This window comes from Mycobacterium asiaticum (assembly GCF_001673365.1).
Classification (GTDB): Bacteria; Actinomycetota; Actinomycetes; order Mycobacteriales; family Mycobacteriaceae; genus Mycobacterium; species Mycobacterium asiaticum_A.
This window is the reverse complement of the sequence record NZ_LZLS01000197.1, coordinates 1-22,402: the sequence shown is the minus strand read 5'-3', so window position 1 is coordinate 22,402 and position 22,402 is coordinate 1. Positions and strand designations below refer to the sequence as shown.

The following is a 22,402-nucleotide window of genomic DNA, read 5'->3' as shown; positions in this document are numbered from 1 at the left end:
GCCCGGTGAGCACCGCCCCGCCGCAGATCGAGGATGTCCTCGCGCTCAGCCCCTTGCAGGAAGGGCTGTTCGCGTTGTATCGCCTGGCGCAGGACAGCCTGGACATCTACACGATGCAGTTCATCGCCGATATCGACGGACCGCTGGATGTCGATCTGCTGCGCCGCAGCGCACAGATGATGCTGGAGCGGCACCCCAACCTGCGCGCCGCATTCTGGGACCGGGACGTACCCAAGCCCGTTCAGATCGTGCCCAGCCACGCTGAGCTGCCGTGGACTGAACGAGTCGCCACGCCAACGGAATTCGACCCCATCGCCCGCTCAGAACGACACCGGCCGTTCGATCTGAGCCGTGGCCCGGCGCTGCGGGTCGTACTGCTCACGGTGCCAGGCGAATCCAGACGCCGGATGATCTTCACCGCGCACCACATCCTGGTGGACGGATGGGGACTCGGCGTCTTCTTCACCGAGATGCTTGCGGTGTATCAGGCCGGGGGTTTGACCGACGGCCTGCCCAGCCCACGCCCCTACCGTGACTACATCGCCTGGCTGGGGACCCAGGACAGGGCGGACGCCACCGCGAAGTGGACGCAGTATCTGCAACGCGTCAGCGGCCCGCTCATCTTGGCGCAGGAACGCCATGACGCGGCAGGTGTGCCGGAAAAGTCGAGCCTGCTGCTCTCGGTGGGCGATACGACGAGGCTGCGCAAGTGGGCGGGGCGCAACGGGCTAACACTTAATACCGCAGTGCTTTTCGCCTGGGCGGTCGTGCTCAGCCGGTTGACCGACCGTCGTGACGTCGTCTTCGGCACCGTCGTGTCCGGCCGCCCCGAGTCGCTGCCGGGTGTGGAGACCATGGTCGGGATGTTCATCAACGCGGTGCCGGTGGTGCACCAGGTGAGCCCTACCGTATCGGTGGTCGAGCAATGCGTGCGGCTGCAACGCGAATCGTCGATGATGCGCGACATCGGATTTCTCGGCCTGTCCGAATTGCAACGCGGAGACGGCCGGGGCGCCCTGTTCGACACGATGTTCGTATTCGAGAACGCTCCGCTGGAGGACGCCATCCGGCCGGTGGTCACCGCCGACGGTGTTCAGTTCACGCCCGTGGCGGGTGAGAGTCTGACGCACTATCCGCTGACCGTGGTCTCGCACACGATCGAGGATCAACTGGTCGTGGTCGTCGAGGCCATTCAGCAAGCGCTGCCGCACTTTTCCGGAGCGCAGATCTGTGAGCGACTGGTCGCCGTACTGTGTCAGCTTCCTGACATCGGCGACCGGACCCCCGACCGGCTGGACGTGCTCACCGCCGCCGAACACGCCGAGTACCGCGACCTCGCCGATACAGCCGTCGTTGATGCCACGGTGTGGGAGCTGTTCGAGCGGCAGGCCCAGACGACACCCGAGGCGCTTGCCCTGTCTACCAGCGACGGCGAGCGCTACAGCTACGCACAGCTACATGCAGCCGCGGCGCGGCTGGCCGGTGAGCTAACGGAACACGGGATCGGTCCGGAAGCCGTTGTCGCGCTGGCGCTGCGCCGCTCGGCCCGTTCGATCGTCGCGATCCTGGGTGTACTTGGCGCTGGCGCCGCCTATCTGCCGGTGGACACCTCGTTGCCTGCGGCGCGTATCGAATCCCTGCTAGCACAAGCTAATCCGGTGCTGGCGATCACCGACGTGAGCACCGCGGCACTGGTCGAAGCTCGGCTTCCGGTCTTGGTGATCGACGATCACGATGTGAGCGAACGTATTTCGCGCCACCACATTGCCGCGCCTGCGGTTCAACGCCACCCCGGCAACAGCGCGTACGTCATCTTCACATCCGGCTCGACCGGGGAGCCCAAAGGCGTGATCGGCACCAACGCCGCACTACTCGGCTACTTCGCTGACCACCGCTATCGCGTCTACCGACCGGCGACGAAAAGCCTCGGTCGACCGCTGCGTATCGCGCACGCCTGGTCCTTGAGCTTCGATGCGTCGTGGCAACCGATGGTCGGTCTGCTGGATGGTCATGCCATCCACCTGTTCGACGCCGACCAGATGCGCGACGCGGATCAACTGGTCAAAGGCCTCGCCGACCAACAGATCGACATGATCGACACCACCCCGTCAATGCTCGTCCAGCTTCGGGCGGCGGGACTGCTGGACCACGATCTGGCTGTGCTCGCATTGGGCGGCGAGGCGATCAACAGCGTGCTGTGGGACAACTTGCGCTTCCTACCGTCAACTGCGGTCTACAACTGCTACGGACCCACCGAAACAACGGTGGAGGCCGTGGTGGCCGCGGTACAGGACTATCCGACGCCGACGATCGGGACGCCCAACGCCGGCACGTACGGCTACGTGTTGGATTCGGCGCTGCGGGTAGTGCCGCACGGCGCAGTTGGTGAGCTCTACCTGTCCGGCGCTCAGCTCGCGCGCGGCTACATCGGCCAGTCGGCGATGACTTCGGCTCGCTTCGTGGCGGATCCGTTCCGGCCTACGCAACGCATGTACCGCACCGGCGACCTGGTGCGTCGCCTACCAGACGGGGGTTATGCGTATCTGGGGCGGGGCGACAGCCAGGTCAAGATTCGCGGTTACCGGGTCGAGCTCGGCGAAATCGAGGCAGCGTTGCGGGGTCTGCACGCGGTACATGACGCGGCGGTATCGGTGGTCCGCCGGGAGGCCGGAGCCACCCTGGTGGCATTCGTTGTGTGGCAACGCGATAACGAGGACGACCCGGCTCGGTTGCGCTCAGCGCTCGCCGAACGGCTGCCCGCGTATATGGTGCCGGCCAGGATCGTGGTGTTAAACCAGCTGCCGGTGAATAACAACGGCAAACTCGACGGGCACGCGCTGGACCAACTGGCCAACGATGAGCTCGCACAGAACACTCGCGGTCCCGCGGCGCCGTCCACTGATACCGAACGGGAGTTGTGCGAGCTGTTTGCAGAACAGTTCAACGGCGCGACGCCGCACCTCGACGACGACTTCTTCACGTTCGGGTTGGACAGCATCGTGGCGATCTCGTTGGTACACAAGGCCCGACGACGTGGCCTGACACTGAGCCCGCGAATGGTGTTCACCGCCCCGACGATCCGCGAACTTGCCGCGGCGATCGACGCAGCCCTAGACTCCGATCCGACCGTCACCGGTGCCGAATACGGCGAGGTGCCCCCGCTGCCGATGGTGTCCTGGCTCTACGAGCATGGCAACTTCCGCCGTTTCACCCACACCGTGCTGCTGCGGCTGCCGACCGGCATAGATCGGCCCGCCATCGAGTCGATGTTGCAGCTACTGCTTGACGGTCACGACACGCTGCGATCAATTCTGATCGACACTTCCGCCGGTCCGCGCCTGGTGACGCGTGCGCCCGGGGTGGTCAATGCGGCCGACGTGCTGACCGAACAGCGGCTTACCGAGTCGACCGACGACGCACTGATTGCCTCGATCACCGCCGCCGGGCCGAGGGTGATGGACGAGATCGACCCCTACGCCGGCACCATGATGCGAGCAATCTGGTTCTCCGACACCGAGCCGGCCTCCCACGGGCGGGATGCGCTGTTGATCACCGCCCACCACCTCACCGTGGATGTGGTGTCCTGGCACATCATCCTGGGCGATCTCGCGGAGGCATGGCGCTGCATGCAGGCCGGTTCGGCGCCAAAGATGCTGCCGGAGTTTACTTCTTACCGGCGCTGGTGTGAGTTGATGTGGGAACGAGCCGCTACTGCCGAAGTGCAGGCGCAGCGCGATTACTGGGTGTCGGTGGTTTGCGAACCCGATGCCGCCTTGGGCGCTCGGCATCCCGATCCGCACCGGGATGCTTGGTCCACGTTGCAAGTCAGCCAAGCCGTCACCCCCGTCGATACCACCGCACGCGTGCTGGCAGCACTCTCCAAAGGTGAGGGAGTACGCGAATTCCTGTTGGCCGCAACGACGATGACGATGGCCAGTTGGCGGCGGGAACGTGGCCAGGACCCGGCGGCCGGGACGCTCGTCGCCCTGGAAGGTCATGGTCGCGCCGATGCGACCCTGGATACCGATACCACAAACACCGTCGGCTGGTTCACCAGCGCCTTCCCCGCCCGATTCGGAGTCGGCGCGGCGGCGGTCGAAATCGAGCAGGCCGAACGGGATCCATTGAGGGCCAGGGCTCTGGTCGATTCGGTGGTAGCCCATCTCGCCGAAGTCCCGCATGACGGTTTGGATTACGGGCTGCTGCACTATGTGGATCGCATCCCTGAGTTGCAGGACGCCGCTGAACCACAAATCCAGTTCAGCTATTTGGGTCGGTTGGACCTCGGCGGCCCCCCCGAACAGCAGCCCACCGAACAGCCCTGGTCACTGCTCCCGGGGGCTTTCATCGAGGCGCTGCCCAACGCGCCGGAACCCGATCTGCCACTGCGCTTCGCGATGAATATCAGTGCGTTCGTTGCCAATACCCCGGACGGCACGCAACTGATCAGCAACTGGCGCTGGAGCGAGTCCTTGTTCACGCCGTCCGACATCGAACGGCTGATGGTGTTCTGGCAGCGCGGTATCGCCGCCCTTGCTGCGGGCCTGACGAAGGAAGGGCAGTGAGCACCAAGGACTGGATCAGCAGAGACGAGATCAGGACCGCGATCGCGGCCCAACTCGGCTGCCCCGTCGACGAAGTAGCGGACCAGGATGATCTTATCCAATTGGGGCTCAACTCAATACGAATGATGGCGATGGCCGGAGGATGGCGCAAGCGCGGTGCGGCCATTACCTTTGCGGACTTGGCGGCCAATCCGACCGTCGACTCGTGGCATGTCCTGCTCACCGGGGATTCCGATCACGCACCGGCCGCCGCCCGGGCAGAACAGCGCGATGACGAGTCGGACGAAGACGCGCCGTTCCCGCTGGCGCCGATGCAGCACGCCTACTGGATCGGCCGATCCGACGAGCAGCAACTCGGCGGTGTCGCGGCCCACCTCTATGTCGAATTCGATGGTGGCGCAATAGATCCGGAACGATTGCGGCAGGCAGTGGCCGACTTAGTCGCGGCACATCCGATGCTTCGCACCCGCTTCCTGCCGGACGGAACCCAACAGACGCTGGCGCAGCCGGGCCGGTCGGTGTTCGAGGTCGTCGACCTGCGCACAAAGAGCACGGCCCTGGTCGAATCCGCGTTAGAAGAGTTGCGGGATCGAAAGACGCATCAGCGGTTGGCCATCGACGACGGCCAAGTCATCGACATCACGCTGACGCGCTACGACCCGGACCGTAGCCGATTGCATCTGGATATCGACATGTTGGCCGGGGATGCGATGAGCTATCGGGTGCTGGTGGCGGATCTGGCCGCGCTGTATCGGGGCGCGTCGCTGACGATTCCCGATTACAGCTACCGGCAATATCGGACTCGAAGCGGCCAGGATCGAGCGGTCGACGACCGCGATCGACAGTGGTGGCAGCATCGGCTGCCCGAGATGCCCGGCGCCCCCGAACTTCCCACCGTGCCGGTAGCGCAACGCAGCAACCCGCAGCGCACCGTGCGCTACGACCACTGGTTGTCTCCGGAGGCGAAGGACAGGTTGGTAAGCGGCGCTCACGCGCGCGGCGTCACCCCCGCCGTGGCGCTGGCCGCTGTCTTTGCCGACACCATCGGCGGCTGGTCGGCCCAGGACCGGTTCCTGCTCAATGTGCCGCTGTTTCAACGTGAACCGGTGCATCCTGACATTGACCGGGTGATCGGGGACTTCACGTCATCGATCATGCTCGAGGTCGATGTCAGCGAACGGATGTCGGTCGCAGAGCGCGCCCGCTCGGTCCAGCGCACCATGTACGAAAGCGGCTCGCACGCAGCCTATTCCGGGCTCGACGTACTGCGTGATCTGGGCCGGCACCGCGGTGAGCCGGTGCTGGCGCCGGTCGTCTTCACCAGTGCGCTGGACCTCGGTGAGCTGTTCGCGGAGGACGTCATCGAGACATTCGGCGAACCGGTATGGATCATCTCGCAGGGCCCGCAAGTGCTGCTGGACGCTCAGATCACCGAACTGCGCGGCGGTCTGCTGATCAACTGGGATGTCCGCGAATCCGCTTTCCCCGAGGACATGGTCGATGCCATGTTCGCCAGGTTCACCCAGGCGGTGCAACGCCTCGGTGACGGCGAGGTGGGCTGGGATGCCGAGGCGACCGTGCCGCTACCGTGCGCTCAAGCCAAGGTGCGCGCCGCGGTCAACGCCACCGACGGCCCCGTCACCGGACGCCGTTTGCATCAGGGGTTTTTCGAACATGCAGACGCTCGTCCTGATGATCCCGCGGTGGTGTGGGGACTCGGCGATGCGGCCGGGGTATGGAGCTACCGGCAACTGGCCGAAGGCTCGCTCGCGGTGGCCGGTGCGCTGCGCGCCGCCGGTGTGGGACTGGGCGACGCCGTCGCCATCCAGTTACCTAAGGGGAGAGACCAGATACTCGCCGTCCTCGGTGTGCTGGCCGTCGGTGCGACATATGTGCCGATCAGCATCGACCAACCGGATGCGCGACGCGCCAACATACTTCAGGCTGCCGAGGTCGTCGCGGCGTTGTCCGTCGAAGGGGCCGCATTCGACTCCGGCATCCCGGTCATCTCCATAGCGGCGGCGCGTGGCCACCAAGAGCCGTTGTCGGAGCCCGTCTTTCCGGATTCCGCCGCAATTGCCTACCTGCTGTTCACGTCCGGCTCGACGGGTCTTCCGAAAGGCGTGGAAGTTTCACACAGCGCCGCGATGAACACGATCGACGCGTTGAACCAGTGGTTCGACGTCGACGGCGCAGATCGGGCGCTCGCGGTATCCGCGCTCGAGTTCGATCTGTCCGTGTACGACATCTTCGGCATGCTCTCAGCTGGCGGCACTGTGGTGGCGGTGGCCGACGAGCAGCGCGCAAGTGCGGACGCTTGGGTGGAACTCATTGCCCGGCATCGGGTTTCGGTTCTCAATTGCGTGCCAAGCATTTTGCAGATGATCCTGGAGTGTGATGCGAACCGTCTGGGCGATTCGTTGCGGGCCGTGCTCCTCGGCGGCGACTGGGTGGGGGCCGAGTTAGCTCGTGCGTTAGCCGAGCGGGTCCCGGGCTGCCGGTTCGCGGGGCTCGGCGGTGCGACGGAGACGGCGATCCACAGCACGGTGTGCGAGGTCGTCGGCGAACCGCCGTCGCATTGGGCAACGGTGCCGTTCGGCGTTCCGCTGCGCAACGTTCGTTGCCGGGTGGTTTCGGCGTCGGGCCGCGACTGCCTCGACTGGGCTCCCGGCGAACTGTGGGTGGGCGGCGCGAGCGTGGCCGCGGGCTACCGCAACGACCCGGAACGTACCGCGCAGCGGTTCGTCGAACACGACGGCCTTCGCTGGTACAAGACCGGGGACCTGGCCAGGTACTGGCCGGACGGCACCATCGAATTCCTCGGTCGTGCCGACCACCAGGTGCAGATTCGTGGCTACCGCGTCGAATTGGGCGAAGTCGAGTGCGCACTTCGTACCGTGCCCGGCGTGCGCAACGCCGTCGCCGCCGTCGTCGGCGCCAGCGCACCAAAGCTGGTGGCGGCGGTCGCTGGTGACCCGGCCGGTGATGTCATCGCGGCGGTCGCCGAGGTGCTGCCGAGTTATATGGTCCCGGCCCGTATCCACGTTCTCGACCGAATTCCGTTGACTGCCAACGGAAAACCGGACCGGCGCGCAATCGTTGCGTTGTTTGAATCGGAAGCTGTCGACGGATCCCCGGACGGCGCCCCCACCAACGACCTCGAGGCCGCACTCGCCGCGATCATTGCCGAGGTGCTGGACGCTGAGTCGGTCGGCGTCCATGACGACTTCTTTGCCCTGGGCGGTGATTCGGTGTTGGCCACCGCCGTCGTCGCGCGCGTCCGCGACTGGCTCGACGTGGATCATGCGGTGGTCAGCGATCTTTTCGCCACCCGAACCGTGGCCGGTTTAGCCGAACGGCTGGACCGCCGCGAGGCGGGTCGAGGCACGTCGCACCGACTGGTCGTAATTGCACGTCACTACCTCGACGTCGTAGCGTTGACCGACGAAGAGGTACTCGCCGAGGGATGAGACCCTTGGCGCGAGCCATGCACGCTGGTTTCATAGCTGGTACACAGCTTCGGCACAGTCGCCGCACTCTTGCGTGTAGCAGCGTGGCTGTAACGCAACTCGGTCACCAAACGAAACATTAGTAACAGCGACCACACGCGCATTCGCGTGAGATTCAAGGGGGAGTAAGACATGACCATCAAGTCACTGGCCATCGGTGCCGCGGCCGTCGCCGCGATCGGTGCCGCCGCCGCAGGTGTGACGTCCATCGTCAGCCCGGTCGAGCACCAGGTGCAGCCCGTCGTCTTCGGTGCGCCGCTGCCGCTGGACCCGGCACCGGCGCCGGCAAATGTGCCAACCGTCAGCCAGCTCAACGGCATCCTCACCAGCCTCGCCGACCCCAACGTGTCGTTCTCGAACAAGGGCGACCTGGTCGAGGGTGGCATCGGCGGGACCGAGGCGCACCTGGCTGACCATCAGCTCAAGAAGGCGGCCAAGAACGGCCAGCTGCCGCTGTCGTTCAGCATCGCCAACATCCAGCCGGCCGGGAACGGTTCGGCAACGGCCGACGTCTCCGTCTCCGGGCCCAAGCTCTCGCCGCCGGTCACTCAGAACGTCACGTTTGTCAACCAGGGCGGCTGGGTGCTCTCGCGCGGTTCCGCGATGGAACTGTTGAAGGCTGCCTCGCACTAATTCTCGTCACCGTAAAGCCGCCAAAACCCGCCGGTTTTGGCGGTTTTTACGTCTCGGCGTAGGCGTGCGGCCCGCTGCCCATCGACATGTCCATGTCGAACACGCGTGCGTGCAGCACGATGCGGTTCCGCAGCGCCGCCCGCACCGCCCGGTGCAGGCCGTCCTCGAGGTAGATGATCCCGCGCCACTTCACCGCATGCGGGAACAGATCGCCGTAAAACGTGGAGTCTTCTGACAACAATCGGTCAAGGGCGAGCACCGTCGTGGTGGTAACCAATTCGTCGAGTCGGATCTGTTGCGGCGGGATCTGGGACCAGTCCCGGTACGACAACCCGTGTTCGGGATACGGCTTGCCCTCACGCACGCCTTTGAAGATCACCTGCAAAGGCTAGCGGTGTCGCTGTGAGCCGGGCAAATAGACAACCATGCCGGCCGAGTCTGCGAAAGATGAACCGGGGGACGGGTGTTTGAATGCCCGCCTCCGCGCGACACCGGTAGTCGCGCGAAGGCGGGCAAACAGACAACCATCCGCAGACCGGGGACGCGTGGGGCAGCTGTGACGCCGTCGCGGCCGCAACCGCGGCGCCAGCCACCGCATCGCACAGGTTGGCAGGTCAGATCCGCCGGAGACCGTAAAATGAACGCGGCCGGTAATCGACGAGCAGGTATGCAGGGAGGGGCGGGCGGTGGGTAGCGCAGACGAGCGGCGGTTTCAGGTGCTGCACGCAATCGTCGCCGACTTCGTCGCCACCCACGAACCGATCGGCTCGAAATCCCTGGTGGACCGGCACAACCTGGGCGTCTCCAGCGCAACGATCCGCAATGACATGGCCGTACTGGAGGCCGAAGGCTACATCGCGCAACCGCACACCAGTTCCGGGCGGGTTCCGACGGAGAAGGGCTACCGCGAGTTCGTCGACCGCCTTGACGACGTCAAGCCGCTGTCCTCGGCTGAACGACGGGCGATCCAGGGCTTCCTGGAGTCCGGCGTCGACCTCGACGACGTGCTGCGCCGCGCGGTGCGGTTGCTCGCCCAACTGACCCGCCAAGTGGCTGTGGTGCAATACCCGACGCTGTCCACCTCGACCGTGCGCCACCTGGAAGTGATCGCGCTGACCCCGGCCCGGCTGCTGATGGTGGTGATCACCGACTCCGGCCGAGTGGATCAGCGCATTGTCGAACTCGGCGACGTGATCGATGAGCATCAGCTCGCCCGCCTGCGTGAAATGCTCGGCCAGGCGCTAGTCGGCAAGCGACTCGCGGCGGCCTCGATCGCGGTGGCCGACCTCGCCGGAGGACTGCACGGCGGTGACGGCCTGGGCGACGCGGTAGGGCGTTCGGCCACGGTGCTGCTGGAGTCGCTGGTGGAACACACCGAGGAACGGCTGCTACTGGGCGGCACCGCCAACCTGACCCGCAACGCCGCCGACTTCGGCGGTTCGCTGCGCTCGATTTTGGAGGCACTCGAGGAACAGGTCGTGGTGCTTCGGCTGCTGGCGGCCCAGCAGGAGGCCGGCAAAGTGACGGTGCGCATCGGCCATGAGACCGAGGCCGAACAGATGGTCGGCACTTCGGTGGTGTCCACCGCTTACGGCACCAACGACACGGTTTACGGCGGCATGGGAGTGTTAGGGCCTACCCGAATGGACTATCCGGGAACTATGGCCAGTGTCGCCGCGGTTGCCATGTATATCGGTCAAGTGCTGGGTGCCCGATGACCGCGCACCCGCTACAGAAGTTTTGGACGGCCCCGTAAGGGGCGGGCGTAATAGGGCTTAGGCAAAGCCTGGAAAGGCAAATCGTGGCACGCGATTACTACGGGCTGCTCGGCATCAGCAAGGGCGCCAACGATGCCGAGATCAAACGCGCCTATCGCAAGCTGGCGCGCGAACTGCATCCCGACGTCAACCCTGATGAAGCGGCGCAGGCGAAGTTCAAGGAGATCAGCGTCGCCTATGAGGTGCTGAGCGATCCGGAGAAGCGCCGCATCGTGGACCTGGGCGGCGATCCGATGGAAAGCGCGGGCGCCTCGGCCGGTGGGTTCGGCGGCTTCGGCGGTCTGGGCGACGTATTCGAAGCCTTCTTCGGCGGTGGGTTCGGCGGCGGTGGCGCTTCCCGCGGCCCGAGCGGCCGAGTCCGCCCGGGCTCGGACTCGCTGCTGCGGATGCGCCTGGACCTCGAGGAATGCGCCACCGGGGTTACCAAGCAGGTCACGGTCGACACCGCGGTGCTGTGCGACCGGTGCCAGGGCAAGGGCACCAACGGCGATTCCGCGCCGATCCCGTGCGACACCTGTGCCGGCCGCGGCGAGGTGCAGACCGTCCAGCGTTCGCTGCTCGGCCAGATGTTGACGTCCCGGCCGTGTCCTACCTGTCGTGGCGTGGGCGTGGTAATCCCTGACCCCTGCTACCAGTGCATGGGAGACGGCCGGGTGCGTGCCCGCCGCGATATCACGGTCAAGATCCCCGCCGGGGTCGCAGAAGGGATGCGGGTCCGGCTCGCCGCCCAGGGCGAGGTGGGCCCCGGGGGCGGACCGGCCGGCGACTTGTACGTCGAGGTGCACGAGCAAGCCCACGACATCTTCACCCGGGAGGGCGACGATCTGCACTGCACGGTCTCGGTGCCGATGGTCGACGCCGCGCTGGGTGTCAGCGTCAGCTTTGACGCCATCCTGGACGGCGCGAGCGAGGTCGTCATCCCGCCCGGCACCCAACCGGGCGCGGTGATTTCCCTGCGCGGGCGCGGGATGCCGCATCTGCGGTCCAGCACCCGAGGAGACCTGCACGTCCACGTCGACGTGGTGGTTCCCACCCGGCTGGACAACCACGACGCCGACCTGCTGCGCGAGCTGAAGGGTCGGCGCAGCCGCGACGTGGCGGAGGTCCGTTCGGCGCACGCCAACAACGGCGGACTGTTCAGTCGGCTCCGCGAGACCTTCACCGGCCGCTAGCCTTCCCGCTCACATGGCGGCCACGCTGTTCTACGTCGACGCGCTGCCCGACCCCGGCGGACTCGCGCACGTCGACGGCGACGAGGGATTCCACGCCGCCACGGTTCGGCGGATCCGCCGGGGCGAAGAATTGGTGCTCGGCGACGGCGCCGGAGAACTGGCTCGCTGCACGGTCGAACATGCCGAGCGCGGCGGCTTGACCGCCCGCGTGCTGGAGCGCTGGACCGTCGCACCCGGTCGCCCGCCGGTCATCGTCGTGCAGGCCTTGCCCAAGTCCGAGCGCTCCGAACTCGCCGTCGAACTGGCCACCGAGGCCGGCGCTGACGCATTCCTGGCCTGGCAGGCGGCGCGCTGCGTCGCCACCTGGGAGGGGGCCCGGGTCGACAAGGGGCTACGGCGGTGGCGAGCCGTGGCGCGCTCGGCGGCGCGGCAATCCCGTCGGGCATACATCCCTCCGGTCGACGGCGTGCTCTCCACGAAAGCCTTGACCGCGCGGTTGCGGGAGGAGGCCGCCGCTGGCGCCACGGTGCTGGTGTTGCACGAGTCGGCGACCGAGCGGATCGCCGATATCGCTGTGGCACAGACGAACTCAGTGATGCTCGTAGTCGGCCCCGAAGGGGGCATCGCGCCGGACGAGATCTCCGCGCTGACCGCTGCCGGTGCGGTTTCGGTCCGCCTGGGCCCGACCGTACTGCGGACGTCCACCGCGGCCGCAGTGGCACTCGGTGCGCTAGGGGTCCTCACCGCGCGCTGGGCCCCGAGCGTCGACTGTGAATTTCACGACGGGACACGCCGGTGAAGCGTCGCTGGATTCACAGTGGGGATAAGGGATTGCGGGCAGATCGGCGGTAGACTCGAACTTGCGTATTCAGACAGCCCCTAGCCAGAAAGCAGACTCCCGAAGGTCTTGGTAACCACGTGACGCCCCGCGAGACCCGCGCTGCTGACGCTGACCTAGGCAAGCAGCCCGACGCTCAAGTTCGCAGCAGCATCGACGTTCCGCCCGACCTGGTCGTGGGCCTGCTCGGTTCGGCCGACGAGAATCTGCGTGCCCTGGAACGCTCTCTGAGCGCCAAGCTTCATGTGCGCGGCAACACCGTCAGCCTTTCCGGCGAACCGGCCGATGTCGCGCTGGCCGAGCGGGCAGTCTCGGAGCTGATCGCGATCGTCTCCCGCGGCCAGGTGTTGACGCCCGAGGTGGTGCGGCACAGCGTGGCGATGCTCGTCGGCACCGGCAACGAATCGCCCGCCGAGGTCCTCACCCTCGACATCCTTTCCCGCCGCGGCAAGACGATCCGGCCCAAGACGCTCAACCAGAAGCACTACGTCGACGCGATCGACGCCAACACCATCGTCTTCGGAATCGGCCCGGCCGGCACCGGCAAGACGTACCTGGCCATGGCCAAGGCCGTGCATGCCCTGCAGACCAAGCAGGTGACTCGCATCATCCTGACCCGCCCAGCGGTGGAAGCCGGTGAGCGCCTTGGGTTTCTGCCCGGCACGCTGAGCGAGAAGATCGACCCCTACCTGCGGCCGCTGTATGACGCCCTCTACGACATGATGGATCCCGAGTTGATCCCAAAGCTGATGTCCGCCGGGGTGATTGAGGTCGCACCGTTGGCATACATGCGGGGCCGGACGCTCAACGACGCTTTCATCGTGCTCGACGAGGCGCAGAACACCACGGCCGAGCAGATGAAGATGTTTTTGACCCGGCTCGGCTTCGGGTCCAAGGTCGTCGTCACCGGTGATGTCACCCAGATCGACCTGCCCGGCGGTGCACGGTCCGGTTTGCGGGCGGCGGTAGACATCCTCGAGGACATCGACGACATCCACATTGCCGAGCTGACCAGCCAGGACGTCGTCCGCCATCGCCTGGTCGGGGAGATCGTGGACGCCTACGCGCGATACGAGGAGCCGGGTTCCGGAATGAACCGGGCGGCTCGGCGGGCATCGGGGATCCGCAATCGTCGATGATGATCCCGTGAGCACCTTATGAGCATTGAAGTGTCCAACGAGTCGGGCATCGACGTGTCCGAGACCGAATTGGTCAGCGTCGCCCGCTTCGTCATCAACGAGATGGACGTCAATCCCGCCGCCGAACTGTCGATGGTGCTGCTGGACACCGCCGCAATGGCCGACTTGCACATGCGCTGGATGGACCTGCCCGGGCCAACCGACGTGATGAGCTTCCCGATGGACGAGCTCGAACCGGGCGGTCGTCCCGACGCACCCGACCCCGGCCCGGCCATGCTGGGCGACATCGTGCTCTGCCCGGAGTTCGCCGCCAAGCAAGCGGCCGCGGCCGGGCACAGCCTCGGCCATGAACTGGCCCTGCTGACCATTCACGGTGTACTGCACCTACTGGGTTATGACCACGGCGAGCCCACCGAAGAGCGGGAGATGTTCGCCCTGCAGGACCGGTTGCTCGAGGAGTGGGTCGCCCAGCAGGTCGAGGCCTACCAACATGACCGCCAGCACGAGCGGGACCGCCGACTGCTGGACAAGTCAAGGTATTTCGACCAGCCGTGACCAGCGTCTACCAACTGCTCGGTGCGATCGCCTTGATCGGTCTGGGCGGTATCTTCGCCGCGTTGGACGCCGCGATCAGCACGGTGTCGCTGGCCCGGGTGCGCGAATTGGTGCGCGCCGAGCGGCCCGGCGCACGGTCGCTGCTCAAGGTGATGGCCGACCGGCCTCGCTACATCAATCTGGTTGTGTTGCTGCGGATTACGTGTGAGATTACCGCCACGGTGCTCCTGGTCGTCTTCCTCTACGACAACTTCGGTTTGGACTGGGCGCTGCTGGGGGCGGCGACGATCATGGTGATCACCAGTTTCGTGGTGATCGGCGTCGGCCCGCGCACGCTGGGCCGGCAGAACGCATACTCCATCTCGCTGGCGACTGCCCTACCGCTGCAGGTGATCTCGTGGCTGCTGATGCCACTGAGTCGGGTGCTGGTGGTGCTGGGCAACGCGCTCACCCCGGGTCGCGGTTTCCGCAACGGCCCGTTCGCCTCCGAAATCGAACTGCGCGAAGTCGTCGACCTGGCCCAGCAACGCGGCGTCGTCGCGGCCGACGAGCGCCGGATGATCGAGTCGGTGTTCGAACTCGGCGACACCCCCGCCCGTGAGGTGATGGTGCCGCGTACCGAGATGGTCTGGATCGAAGCCGACAAGTCACTAGGGCAGGCGATGACCCTGGCGGTGCGCAGCGGGCACTCCCGCATCCCGGTGATCGGCGAGAACGTCGACGACATCCTGGGCGTTGTGTACCTCAAAGACCTGGTCCGACAGACGTTCTACTCGACAGACGGGGGCCGCGGAAGCACTGTCGGGCAGGTGATGCGTCCCGCGGTGTTCGTGCCGGACTCCAAGCCACTGGACGCGCTGTTGCGCGAAATGCAGCGTGACCGTAACCACATGGCGTTGCTGGTCGACGAGTACGGCGCCATCGCGGGCCTGGTCAGTATCGAAGACGTGCTCGAGGAGATCGTCGGTGAGATCGCCGACGAATACGACGAGGCCGAGACCGCGCCGGTGGAAGACTTGGGCGACAAGCGCTTTCGGGTCTCGGCACGGCTGCCCATCGAGGACGTGGGCGAGTTGTACGGCGTGAAGTTCGACGACGATCTCGACGTCGACACCGTCGGTGGCCTGGTGGCCCTGGAACTGGGACGCGTTCCGCTGCCCGGTGCCGAGGTGGTCTCGCACGGTCTGCGTTTGCAGGCCGAGGGCGGACGCGATCACCGCGGCCGGGTACGGATCGGCACCGTCCTGCTCAGCCCGGTCGAGTCGGAGACGAGCGACGACGATGACTGAGTTCCGTTCCGGCTTCGTCTGTTTGGTCGGCCGACCCAACACCGGCAAGTCGACGCTGACCAATGCTCTGGTGGGTGCGAAGGTGGCGATCACCTCGATGCGCCCCCAGACCACCAGACACACCATTCGCGGAATCGTGCATCGGGAGGATTTTCAGATCATCCTCGTCGACACCCCCGGCCTGCACCGGCCGCGCACCCTGTTGGGCAAGCGACTCAACGACTTGGTCCGCGACACCTACACCGAGGTTGACGTCATCGGTTTGTGCATCCCGGCCGACGAACCGATCGGTCCGGGCGATCGCTGGATCGTCGAGCAGATCGGCTCGGTCGCTCCAAAAACCACCCTGGTGGCGATCGTGACAAAGATCGATAAAGTGCCCAAAGACCGCGTCGCCGCGCAGCTGGTCGCGGTCAGTGAACTGGTCCCCAACGCTGCCGAAATCGTGCCGGTGTCAGCCGTTTCCGGCGCGCAGGTTCACGTTTTGACCGACGTGCTGGCGGCCGCACTGCCGCCCGGACCGGCCTACTATCCCGACGGGGAACTGACCGACGAGCCCGAAGAGGTGTTGATGGCCGAGCTCATCCGCGAGGCCGCCCTGGAAGGAGTGCGTGACGAGCTGCCCCATTCGCTGGCGGTGGTGATCGAGGAAGTCGAGCCGCGGGAGGGACGTGACGACCTGATCGACGTGCACGCCGTGCTGTTCGTGGAGCGGGACAGCCAGAAGGGCATCGTGATCGGCAAGGGCGGTACGCGGCTGCGGGAGGTGGGCACCGCGGCTCGCAATCAGATCGAAAAGTTGCTTGGCACAAAGGTTTACCTGGACCTGCGGGTCAAGGTCGCCAAGAACTGGCAGCGCGATCCCAAACAGCTTGGCCGGCTGGGATTTTAGCGGCGTGTGCCGGTTACCGCTGTGCGCGGTAACCGACCGGCGCGGGAATATCCGCTCATCACGTCGCCGTTGAGCACCACGTCGAAGTTCAGGTTGAGTCGTAGCGGTTTTCTCACCGATTGCCGCCAGGTCAACCGTGTTCCGTCGGCGGTCGGACTGGCTGAAATGTCCTGTAGTGCAACCGTTTCGTCCTGGTAGGTGGCGGTACCGGACAGGCCCGTCGCTTGCTGGGTGAAGGCATACTGCACTGCGAGTGTGCCGATCGGGGTCTTGATCGTCACATCCCAGTCGCCCTGCGGGTCGGAGAGCATTTTTCAAACCTCCATTGGTTCTCGTCCGGTATTGCGCCACACCACGCCGCGGCGTTCGTACTCGAAAAGCCCCTCGACCGCATGCGTCACGCGCGGTCCGTACCACCGATCCAGCAGGTGCAGCGCCAGGTCCAGTCCGGACGTCACGCCGCCGGCGGTGACCAGATCCCCGTCGTCGACCACGCGCGCTGCCACGGTGTGCACACCGGCCGCGTCCAGCAAGTCCATTCCGAGGTGATGGGTAACCGCGTTGCGCCCTTCGATCAGGCCGGCCATCGCCATGATCACCGACCCACCGCACACCCCTGCGACCGTGATGTCCGGATTTCCGAATGCCTGCTCCAACAACGGGATCAGCTTCGTCTGCGTTGCCCGCGCCAGCAACACCGGAATCGTTTCGACGCCGTCGTCGGGGTCGCCGTCGATAGGCCCGCTGGCGCCGGGCAGCAGCACCGCGCCGCTCTTGGCCGGATCAATTGCGGCGGTTGCCGATAGCGCCAGGCCGCGGGTGCCGCTGGTCACGCTGCGGGCACCCTCCGCCGAGACCAACGACACTTCCAATTCGCCGCCCACGAAATCGCTACCGGCAGCGAGCACTTCGAACGGCGCGATGACGTCGAGCGGGTCGAACCCGTCGTAAAGCACTAGTTGGGCATGCATGGCACACATGTTGTCCAGTCGGCGTGCGGACGGCTAGTGGCAGGATAGCCATGATGCGCCGGTATATTGCCAAGCTATGCACGCGGTAGCAGTACTCGCCGAGTCGGATGTCATCGCGTTCGATCTGGCCATCGCCATCGAGACGTTCGGGCGAGTCCGCTTGGGTGGTGGCGAGCCCGGCTATCGCATCCGGGTGTGCGGTGCCGAGCCCGTCGTGAGTGCCGGACCGATCGGTATCACCACCGACTTCGGCCTCGAGGAACTCGCCGCTGCCGACACCATCGTGGTGCCCGGTCGCAACGACGTGACGAAGGGCGTGTGCGACGACGTCATCGCCGCCTTGAAAGCCGCACACCACAACGGAATTCGCATCGCGTCAATATGCAGTGGCGCATTCACCCTGGCCGCTGCGGGCATCCTGGACGGCAAGCGTGCGACCACGCACTGGATGGCGGCCGAGCTATTCGCCGCGACCTACCCGGGCGTGCGGCTCGACGCCGATGCGTTGTACGTCGACGAAGGTCAGATCCTCACCTCGGCGGGGGCGTCCGCGGGCCTGGACCTGTGCCTGCACATGATTGCGCGGGACTACGGTTCGGCCGTGGCCGCCGACGCGGCCCGACTGGCCGTCGCCCCGCTACACCGCACCGGCGGTCAGGCGCAGTTCATCATCCGCAACCGCCGCGAAGCCAACACCGAACTCGATGCCGTGTTGGCCTGGATCGAGACCAACGCGCGACGGCCCCTGACCCTCACCGATATCGCACGGCACGCGTCCACCAGCGTGCGGACGCTCAATCGCAGCTTCAAACGCGAGACCGGGCAGACACCCATGCAGTGGGTCAACGGCGTTCGGATTCGGCATGCCCAGGAACTGCTCGAGGCAACCGATGACGGCATCGAAAGCATCTCGCGCCGAGTGGGTTTCGCCTCCGCGGCCAACTTCCGCGAACAGTTCCGACGCGTCGCGGGTGTGTCCCCGCAGAGCTATCGCAGTACATTCCACGAGAAATCAGGCTAGCGACGCCTCGGTAACGGTGTCGGGACGCTGTGAATCGGGGGAGTGCTGTTGCCGGTGTTCCACCACACCTCGGGCTGCTTGGCCGCCCAGCCGCTGACGGCTTCCAGTTCGGCGGCCAGTGAGATCAACATGCCTTCGCTGTTGGCCGGCCCCATCAGTTGCACCCCGATCGGCAACCCGTCGGAGGTGAACCCCGCGGGCACGTTGATGGATGGCCATCCGAGCACGTTCCACGGCCAGGTGTAGGGGCAGGCCGCGATGATGGCGCGGTCGGTGGCCACGCCGCTGAGACGGTCGAAGGCGCGGGCCTGCGGTGGCGGTTGCGCTGTGGTCGGCGCCAGCACCACGTCGACGATGTTGAAGATCGATCCGACCCGCCGCTGATCCGCAGCCTCGTGACGACGCGCGGTACGCAGGGTCGCCTGGGAAAGCATGTGGCCGGTGCGCATGTTGGACAACGTGCGGGCATCCCAGGTGACGTTCTCCCCGATGCGCTCCTGCCACGCCCACAGCGCGGAGGTGGACCGGGCCAGAAAGTCCCACGACAACCGCAGACCGTAGTCCGGGTTGCCTTTCACCACCGAGTGGCCGAGCTGTTCGAGCTGTTCGCCCACCTGCTGAATCGCCGCCAGAATCTCCGGATGCAGCTTGGCCCGAAAGAAGGTGTACGGCATTCCCGTCGACAGCGCGATCTTCAGCGGACCGGGCGCGATGCCGACGTAGTCCGATGCCGTCAGCGGGGGCGGCTTATGCAGGTCGCCCTCGACGTTCCCCGATGCCGCGTCCAGCACCAGCGCCGCGTCGGCCACCGTGCGGGCCAGCACGCCGTTGACGGTGATGCCGTTGAACGCTTCAGGATCCGGCCAGGTCGAGATGCGGCCGCGCTGCGGCTTGATGCCCACCAGATGCGTCCACGCCGCCGGGATACGGACGCTGCCGGCACCGTCGGAACCGATGGCGGCACTGACCAGGCCCGCGGCCACCGCCGCGGCGCTGCCGCCCGACGAGCCACCCGGAGTGTGCCGGCGCGACCAGGGGTTGCGGGTGTGTCCGAAGCCGGGGCCGCTGGTGAAGGGCCATTGGCCCAGTTCGCAGGTGTTGGTCTTGCCGACGATCACCGCGCCGGCCGCCTTGAGGCGGCGAACCACCTCGCTGTCGCGGGTGGCGGGGCGGACGTACCCGTCGGTGCCGAATGCGGTCGGCACCCCAGCAACGTCGACGTCGTCCTTGACCGCGATCGGAATGCCCAGCAGCGGCGCGGTGTCCCCGGCCGCCCGGCGCCGGTCGGCCGCGGCGGCATCGGCCAGGGCCGACTCGGTGAGCACCACCCGGAAGGCATTCAACGTGGACTGGCTCACGTCGATGGCGTGCAGTGCGCGGCGAGTCAGTTCGGCGGACGTGACCTTCTTGGTCGCCAGCTGGTAGAGCAGGTCGGTTAATGTGGGCAAGCGCCGGTTGCCGGAGCCGAAATCGACCCCAGAAACAGACCCAGAAGCGCCAACCACGGGGTACGAGACTATCGGCGCGGATACCCGCGATGTCGCGCTGGGGTGCAAAACTATTGTGATGCGGCTGTATCGAGACCGGGCTGTTGTGCTGCGTCAGCACAAGCTTGGCGAAGCCGACCGGATCGTCACCTTGCTGACCCGCGAGCACGGGCTGGTCCGTGCGGTGGCCAAAGGCGTGCGACGCACCCGCAGCAAATTCGGCGCGCGATTGGAACCTTTCGCGCACATCGACGCGCAACTGCACCCTGGCCGCAACCTCGACATCGTCACCCAGGTTGTCTCGATAGACGCGTTCGCCACCGACATCGTCAACGACTACGGCCGCTACACCTGCGGTTGCGCGATGCTGGAAACCGCCGAACGTCTTGCCGGTGAGGAACGCGCGCCCGCCCCGGCGCTGCACCGGCTCACGGTGAGTGCGCTGCGGGCAGTGGCTGACGGGCGTCGCCCCCGCGAACTGCTGCTGGACGCCTATCTATTACGAGCCATGGGCACCGCCGGATGGGCGCCGGCACTGACCGAGTGCGCCCGCTGCGCCACGCCGGGCCCGCATCGCGCGTTCCACATCGCTGCCGGGGGCAGCGTGTGCACACACTGCCGTCCGGCCGGAGCGACCACCCCGCCGTTGGGCGTGCTGGAGCTGATGTCAGCGCTGCACGACGGCGATTGGGAGGCCGCTGAGCAATCGCCCCCGGCGCACCGCAGCTACGTCAGCGGCCTGGTGGCCGCACATCTGCAATGGCATCTGGAGCGGCAACTCAAAACGCTGCCCCTGGTGGAGCGGGTCTACCAGCCAGATGCACGGTCTACCAACCGCGACCAGATGAGTGCCAGGCTGATCGGGCAGGATAGCGAGTGTGGCTAAAGCCGACCGAAAGCTGACGTCCACCGAATTTCCGCAACTCCCCCCGGCACCTGACGACTATCCGACGTTTCCTGATACCTCGACCTGGCCCGTCGTCTTCCCCGAGTTGCCGCCGGCCCCGGACGGGGGACCGCGTCGGCCGCCGCAGCACACGTCCAAAGCTGTCGCGCCGCGGATCCCGGCCGCTCAGTTGCCCAATCACGTCGCAATCGTGATGGACGGCAACGGCCGCTGGGCTACCCAACGTGGGCTGCGCCGCACCGACGGCCACAAGATGGGCGAAGCCGTGGTTATCGATATCGCTTGTGGCGCAGTCGAACTCGGAATCAAGTGGCTGAGCCTCTATGCCTTCTCTACGGAGAACTGGAAGCGGTCCACCGAGGAGGTCCGCTTCCTGATGGGGTTCAACCGCGACGTGGTACGACGACGCCGCGAGATTCTCAATCTGATGGGGGTCCGGATCCGGTGGGTGGGGTCGGCGCCGCGGTTGTGGCGCAGCGTCATCAACGAACTGGCGGTTGCGGAGGAAGTGACGAAGAACAACGACGTCATCACCATCAACTACTGCGTCAACTACGGCGGCCGCACCGAGATCGCCGAGGCCGCTCGGCGCATCGCCCGCGAGGCTGCCGCCGGGCGGCTGAACCCGGACCGGGTCAGTGAATCGACCATCTCCCGGCACCTGCAGCGACCCGACATTCCCGACGTCGACTTGTTTCTGCGGACCTCGGGCGAGCACCGGTCCAGCAACTTCATGCTGTGGCAATCGGCGTACGCCGAGTACGTGTTTCAAGACAAGTTGTGGCCCGACTACGACCGTCGCGATCTGTGGGCGGCGTGCGAGGAGTACGCGTCACGCAATCGACGATTTGGGAGCGCATGATGAAGTCTTTGCAGGATCGGTTGGCGTCGATACTGGGTGATGTTCTTTCCGTCGACGCCGAATCCGACGGCGCGCTTACCGTGCGACACAACGGGACCATCGCGTCGTTGCGGATAGTGCCGATCCTCGAGGACCTTGAGCTGGTGTCGCTGACCCAGGTGCTGGCGTGGGATCTTCCGCTGAGCAGAAAGATCAGCGATCAGGTGGCCAGGCAGGGTCGGGAAGTGAACTTCGGCTCGGTTGCATTGCTGGAAAAGGGCAAGGGTTCTGCCAAGACGGCCGACGTGATGCTGCGGTACAACTTTCCCGGCGCGGGGTTGACCGACGACGCACTGCGCACGCTGATCCTGTTGGTGCTGGACTCCGGCGCCCAGATCCGCGGCGAGTTGACGGTCTGACTCGCGCCGAACGTGTAGCCAGTTTCACGTTCGGCGGCGTAAGTCAGCGGCAATCCGAGCAGGTGCCGAAGATCTCGATGGTGTGGCTGACGTCGGAATATCCGTACTTGGCAGCAACTTCGGCCGCCCAGGCCTCGACCTCGTGGTCGCCGACTTCGATGGTGGACCCGCAGCTGCGGCAAACCAGGTGATGGTGATGCTGATCCGAGCACCGGCGATAGACCGACTCGCCGGTGTCAGTGCGTAGCGTGTCGACCATTCCGGCAGTAGCCATGGACTGCAGTGTGCGGTAGACGGTGGTCAGGCCGATGTTCTCGCCGCGGATCTGGGCGCCGGAGTCCAGCACCAACAGGATCAGCGTGCGCAGTGCGTCGTCGGTCAACCCC

General features: G+C 66.0%; 19 protein-coding genes. 14 read left to right on the top strand and 5 right to left on the bottom strand.

The annotated features are described in order from the left end of the window. Positions 1–5 precede the first annotated feature (5 nt). From A5634_RS22635 to A5634_RS22625, 3 genes are all read left to right on the top strand, one after another. Positions 6–4,565 carry a non-ribosomal peptide synthetase gene (locus A5634_RS22635; protein ID WP_065146271.1) on the top strand — a complete coding sequence of 1,520 codons (4,560 nt, stop codon included), beginning with the start codon at positions 6–8 and terminating at the stop codon, positions 4,563–4,565. Next, on the top strand, positions 4,562–8,035 hold the full coding sequence (locus tag A5634_RS22630; RefSeq protein ID WP_065146270.1) for a non-ribosomal peptide synthetase: 3,474 nt from the start codon (positions 4,562–4,564) through the stop codon (positions 8,033–8,035). The genes A5634_RS22635 and A5634_RS22630 overlap by 4 nt, the downstream gene beginning before the upstream one ends. Positions 8,036–8,206: 171 nt before the next feature. Next, complete coding sequence (locus A5634_RS22625) at positions 8,207–8,707, top strand: hypothetical protein (RefSeq protein ID WP_065146269.1); 501 nt, start codon at positions 8,207–8,209, stop codon at positions 8,705–8,707. Between the two features lie 46 nt (positions 8,708–8,753). On the opposite strand, the gene A5634_RS22620 is transcribed toward A5634_RS22625, so the two are convergent. Beyond that, positions 8,754–9,086: a type II toxin-antitoxin system VapB family antitoxin gene (locus A5634_RS22620; RefSeq protein ID WP_065146268.1), complete on the bottom strand. Its 333-nt coding sequence runs from the start codon at positions 9,084–9,086 to the stop codon at positions 8,754–8,756. A gap of 307 nt (positions 9,087–9,393) precedes the next feature. Here A5634_RS22620 and hrcA point away from each other — a divergent pair, with 307 nt between their 5' ends. From hrcA to era, 7 genes are all read left to right on the top strand, one after another. Further along, positions 9,394–10,425: a heat-inducible transcriptional repressor HrcA gene (gene hrcA / locus A5634_RS22615; RefSeq protein ID WP_065146267.1), complete on the top strand. Its 1,032-nt coding sequence runs from the start codon at positions 9,394–9,396 to the stop codon at positions 10,423–10,425. An 83-nt stretch (positions 10,426–10,508) separates the two neighbouring features. Then, a complete protein-coding gene (gene dnaJ, locus A5634_RS22610; protein WP_065146266.1) occupies positions 10,509–11,657 on the top strand; it encodes a molecular chaperone DnaJ in 1,149 nt (382 codons plus the stop codon). A gap of 13 nt (positions 11,658–11,670) precedes the next feature. Then, the gene (locus A5634_RS22605; RefSeq protein WP_065146265.1) at positions 11,671–12,456 is read left to right on the top strand and encodes a 16S rRNA (uracil(1498)-N(3))-methyltransferase; all 786 of its coding nucleotides are present in this window, start codon (positions 11,671–11,673) and stop codon (positions 12,454–12,456) included. Positions 12,457–12,575: 119 nt separating this feature from the next. Beyond that, positions 12,576–13,634, top strand: a complete 1,059-nt coding sequence (locus tag A5634_RS22600) for a PhoH family protein (RefSeq protein WP_065146264.1) — start codon at positions 12,576–12,578, stop codon at positions 13,632–13,634. Positions 13,635–13,652: 18 nt separating this feature from the next. Continuing rightward, positions 13,653–14,189, top strand: a complete 537-nt coding sequence (gene ybeY / locus A5634_RS22595; RefSeq protein ID WP_065146263.1) for an rRNA maturation RNase YbeY — start codon at positions 13,653–13,655, stop codon at positions 14,187–14,189. Beyond that, a complete protein-coding gene (locus A5634_RS22590; RefSeq protein WP_065146262.1) occupies positions 14,186–15,478 on the top strand; it encodes a hemolysin family protein in 1,293 nt (430 codons plus the stop codon). Before ybeY ends, A5634_RS22590 begins: the two co-directional genes overlap by 4 nt. Beyond that, entirely contained in the window at positions 15,471–16,370 is a 900-nt protein-coding gene (era, locus tag A5634_RS22585; protein ID WP_065146261.1) for a GTPase Era, read from the top strand. The genes A5634_RS22590 and era overlap by 8 nt, the downstream gene beginning before the upstream one ends. Here the strand turns inward: era and A5634_RS22580 are convergent. Together A5634_RS22580 and A5634_RS22575 are read right to left on the bottom strand one after the other, a co-directional pair. Next, positions 16,367–16,681: a hypothetical protein gene (locus tag A5634_RS22580; RefSeq protein ID WP_065146260.1), complete on the bottom strand. Its 315-nt coding sequence runs from the start codon at positions 16,679–16,681 to the stop codon at positions 16,367–16,369. The genes era and A5634_RS22580 overlap by 4 nt on opposite strands. A gap of 3 nt (positions 16,682–16,684) precedes the next feature. Next, positions 16,685–17,341: a DJ-1/PfpI family protein gene (locus A5634_RS22575; protein ID WP_065146259.1), complete on the bottom strand. Its 657-nt coding sequence runs from the start codon at positions 17,339–17,341 to the stop codon at positions 16,685–16,687. Between the two features lie 76 nt (positions 17,342–17,417). Here A5634_RS22575 and A5634_RS22570 point away from each other — a divergent pair, with 76 nt between their 5' ends. Then, on the top strand, positions 17,418–18,362 hold the full coding sequence (locus tag A5634_RS22570) for a GlxA family transcriptional regulator (protein ID WP_065146258.1): 945 nt from the start codon (positions 17,418–17,420) through the stop codon (positions 18,360–18,362). On the opposite strand, the gene A5634_RS22565 is transcribed toward A5634_RS22570, so the two are convergent. Then, positions 18,359–19,867, bottom strand: coding sequence for an amidase (locus tag A5634_RS22565; RefSeq protein ID WP_065146257.1), 1,509 nt, complete (start codon positions 19,865–19,867; stop codon positions 18,359–18,361). The genes A5634_RS22570 and A5634_RS22565 overlap by 4 nt on opposite strands. A gap of 61 nt (positions 19,868–19,928) precedes the next feature. Here A5634_RS22565 and recO point away from each other — a divergent pair, with 61 nt between their 5' ends. The 3 genes from recO to A5634_RS22550 are packed head-to-tail and all read left to right on the top strand — an operon-like array spanning position 19,929 to position 22,016. Continuing rightward, positions 19,929–20,735 carry a DNA repair protein RecO gene (gene recO / locus A5634_RS22560; RefSeq protein ID WP_065146256.1) on the top strand — a complete coding sequence of 269 codons (807 nt, stop codon included), beginning with the start codon at positions 19,929–19,931 and terminating at the stop codon, positions 20,733–20,735. After that, positions 20,728–21,618 carry a decaprenyl diphosphate synthase gene (locus A5634_RS22555; protein WP_065146255.1) on the top strand — a complete coding sequence of 297 codons (891 nt, stop codon included), beginning with the start codon at positions 20,728–20,730 and terminating at the stop codon, positions 21,616–21,618. Before recO ends, A5634_RS22555 begins: the two co-directional genes overlap by 8 nt. Next, complete coding sequence (locus A5634_RS22550; protein WP_065146254.1) at positions 21,618–22,016, top strand: hypothetical protein; 399 nt, start codon at positions 21,618–21,620, stop codon at positions 22,014–22,016. Before A5634_RS22555 ends, A5634_RS22550 begins: the two co-directional genes overlap by 1 nt. Before the next feature lie 43 nt (positions 22,017–22,059). Here the strand turns inward: A5634_RS22550 and A5634_RS22545 are convergent, their stop codons facing one another. After that, complete coding sequence (locus A5634_RS22545) at positions 22,060–22,398, bottom strand: Fur family transcriptional regulator (protein WP_065146348.1); 339 nt, start codon at positions 22,396–22,398, stop codon at positions 22,060–22,062. Between the last annotated feature and the right edge of the window lie 4 nt (positions 22,399–22,402).

Bases quoted from the DNA above. Each gene is read 5' to 3' on its own strand.
- A5634_RS22625 (WP_065146269.1), top strand. From the start codon at position 8,207: ATGACCATCAAGTCACTGGCCATCGGTGCCGCGGCCGTCGCCGCGATC.
- A5634_RS22605 (WP_065146265.1), top strand. From the start codon at position 11,671: ATGGCGGCCACGCTGTTCTACGTCGACGCGCTGCCCGACCCCGGCGGA.
- ybeY (WP_065146263.1), top strand. From the start codon at position 13,653: ATGAGCATTGAAGTGTCCAACGAGTCGGGCATCGACGTGTCCGAGACC.
- era (WP_065146261.1), top strand. From the start codon at position 15,471: ATGACTGAGTTCCGTTCCGGCTTCGTCTGTTTGGTCGGCCGACCCAAC.
- A5634_RS22580 (WP_065146260.1), bottom strand. From the start codon at position 16,681: ATGCTCTCCGACCCGCAGGGCGACTGGGATGTGACGATCAAGACCCCG.
- A5634_RS22575 (WP_065146259.1), bottom strand. From the start codon at position 17,341: ATGCATGCCCAACTAGTGCTTTACGACGGGTTCGACCCGCTCGACGTC.
- A5634_RS22570 (WP_065146258.1), top strand. From the start codon at position 17,418: ATGCACGCGGTAGCAGTACTCGCCGAGTCGGATGTCATCGCGTTCGAT.
- recO (WP_065146256.1), top strand. From the start codon at position 19,929: ATGCGGCTGTATCGAGACCGGGCTGTTGTGCTGCGTCAGCACAAGCTT.
- A5634_RS22550 (WP_065146254.1), top strand. From the start codon at position 21,618: ATGAAGTCTTTGCAGGATCGGTTGGCGTCGATACTGGGTGATGTTCTT.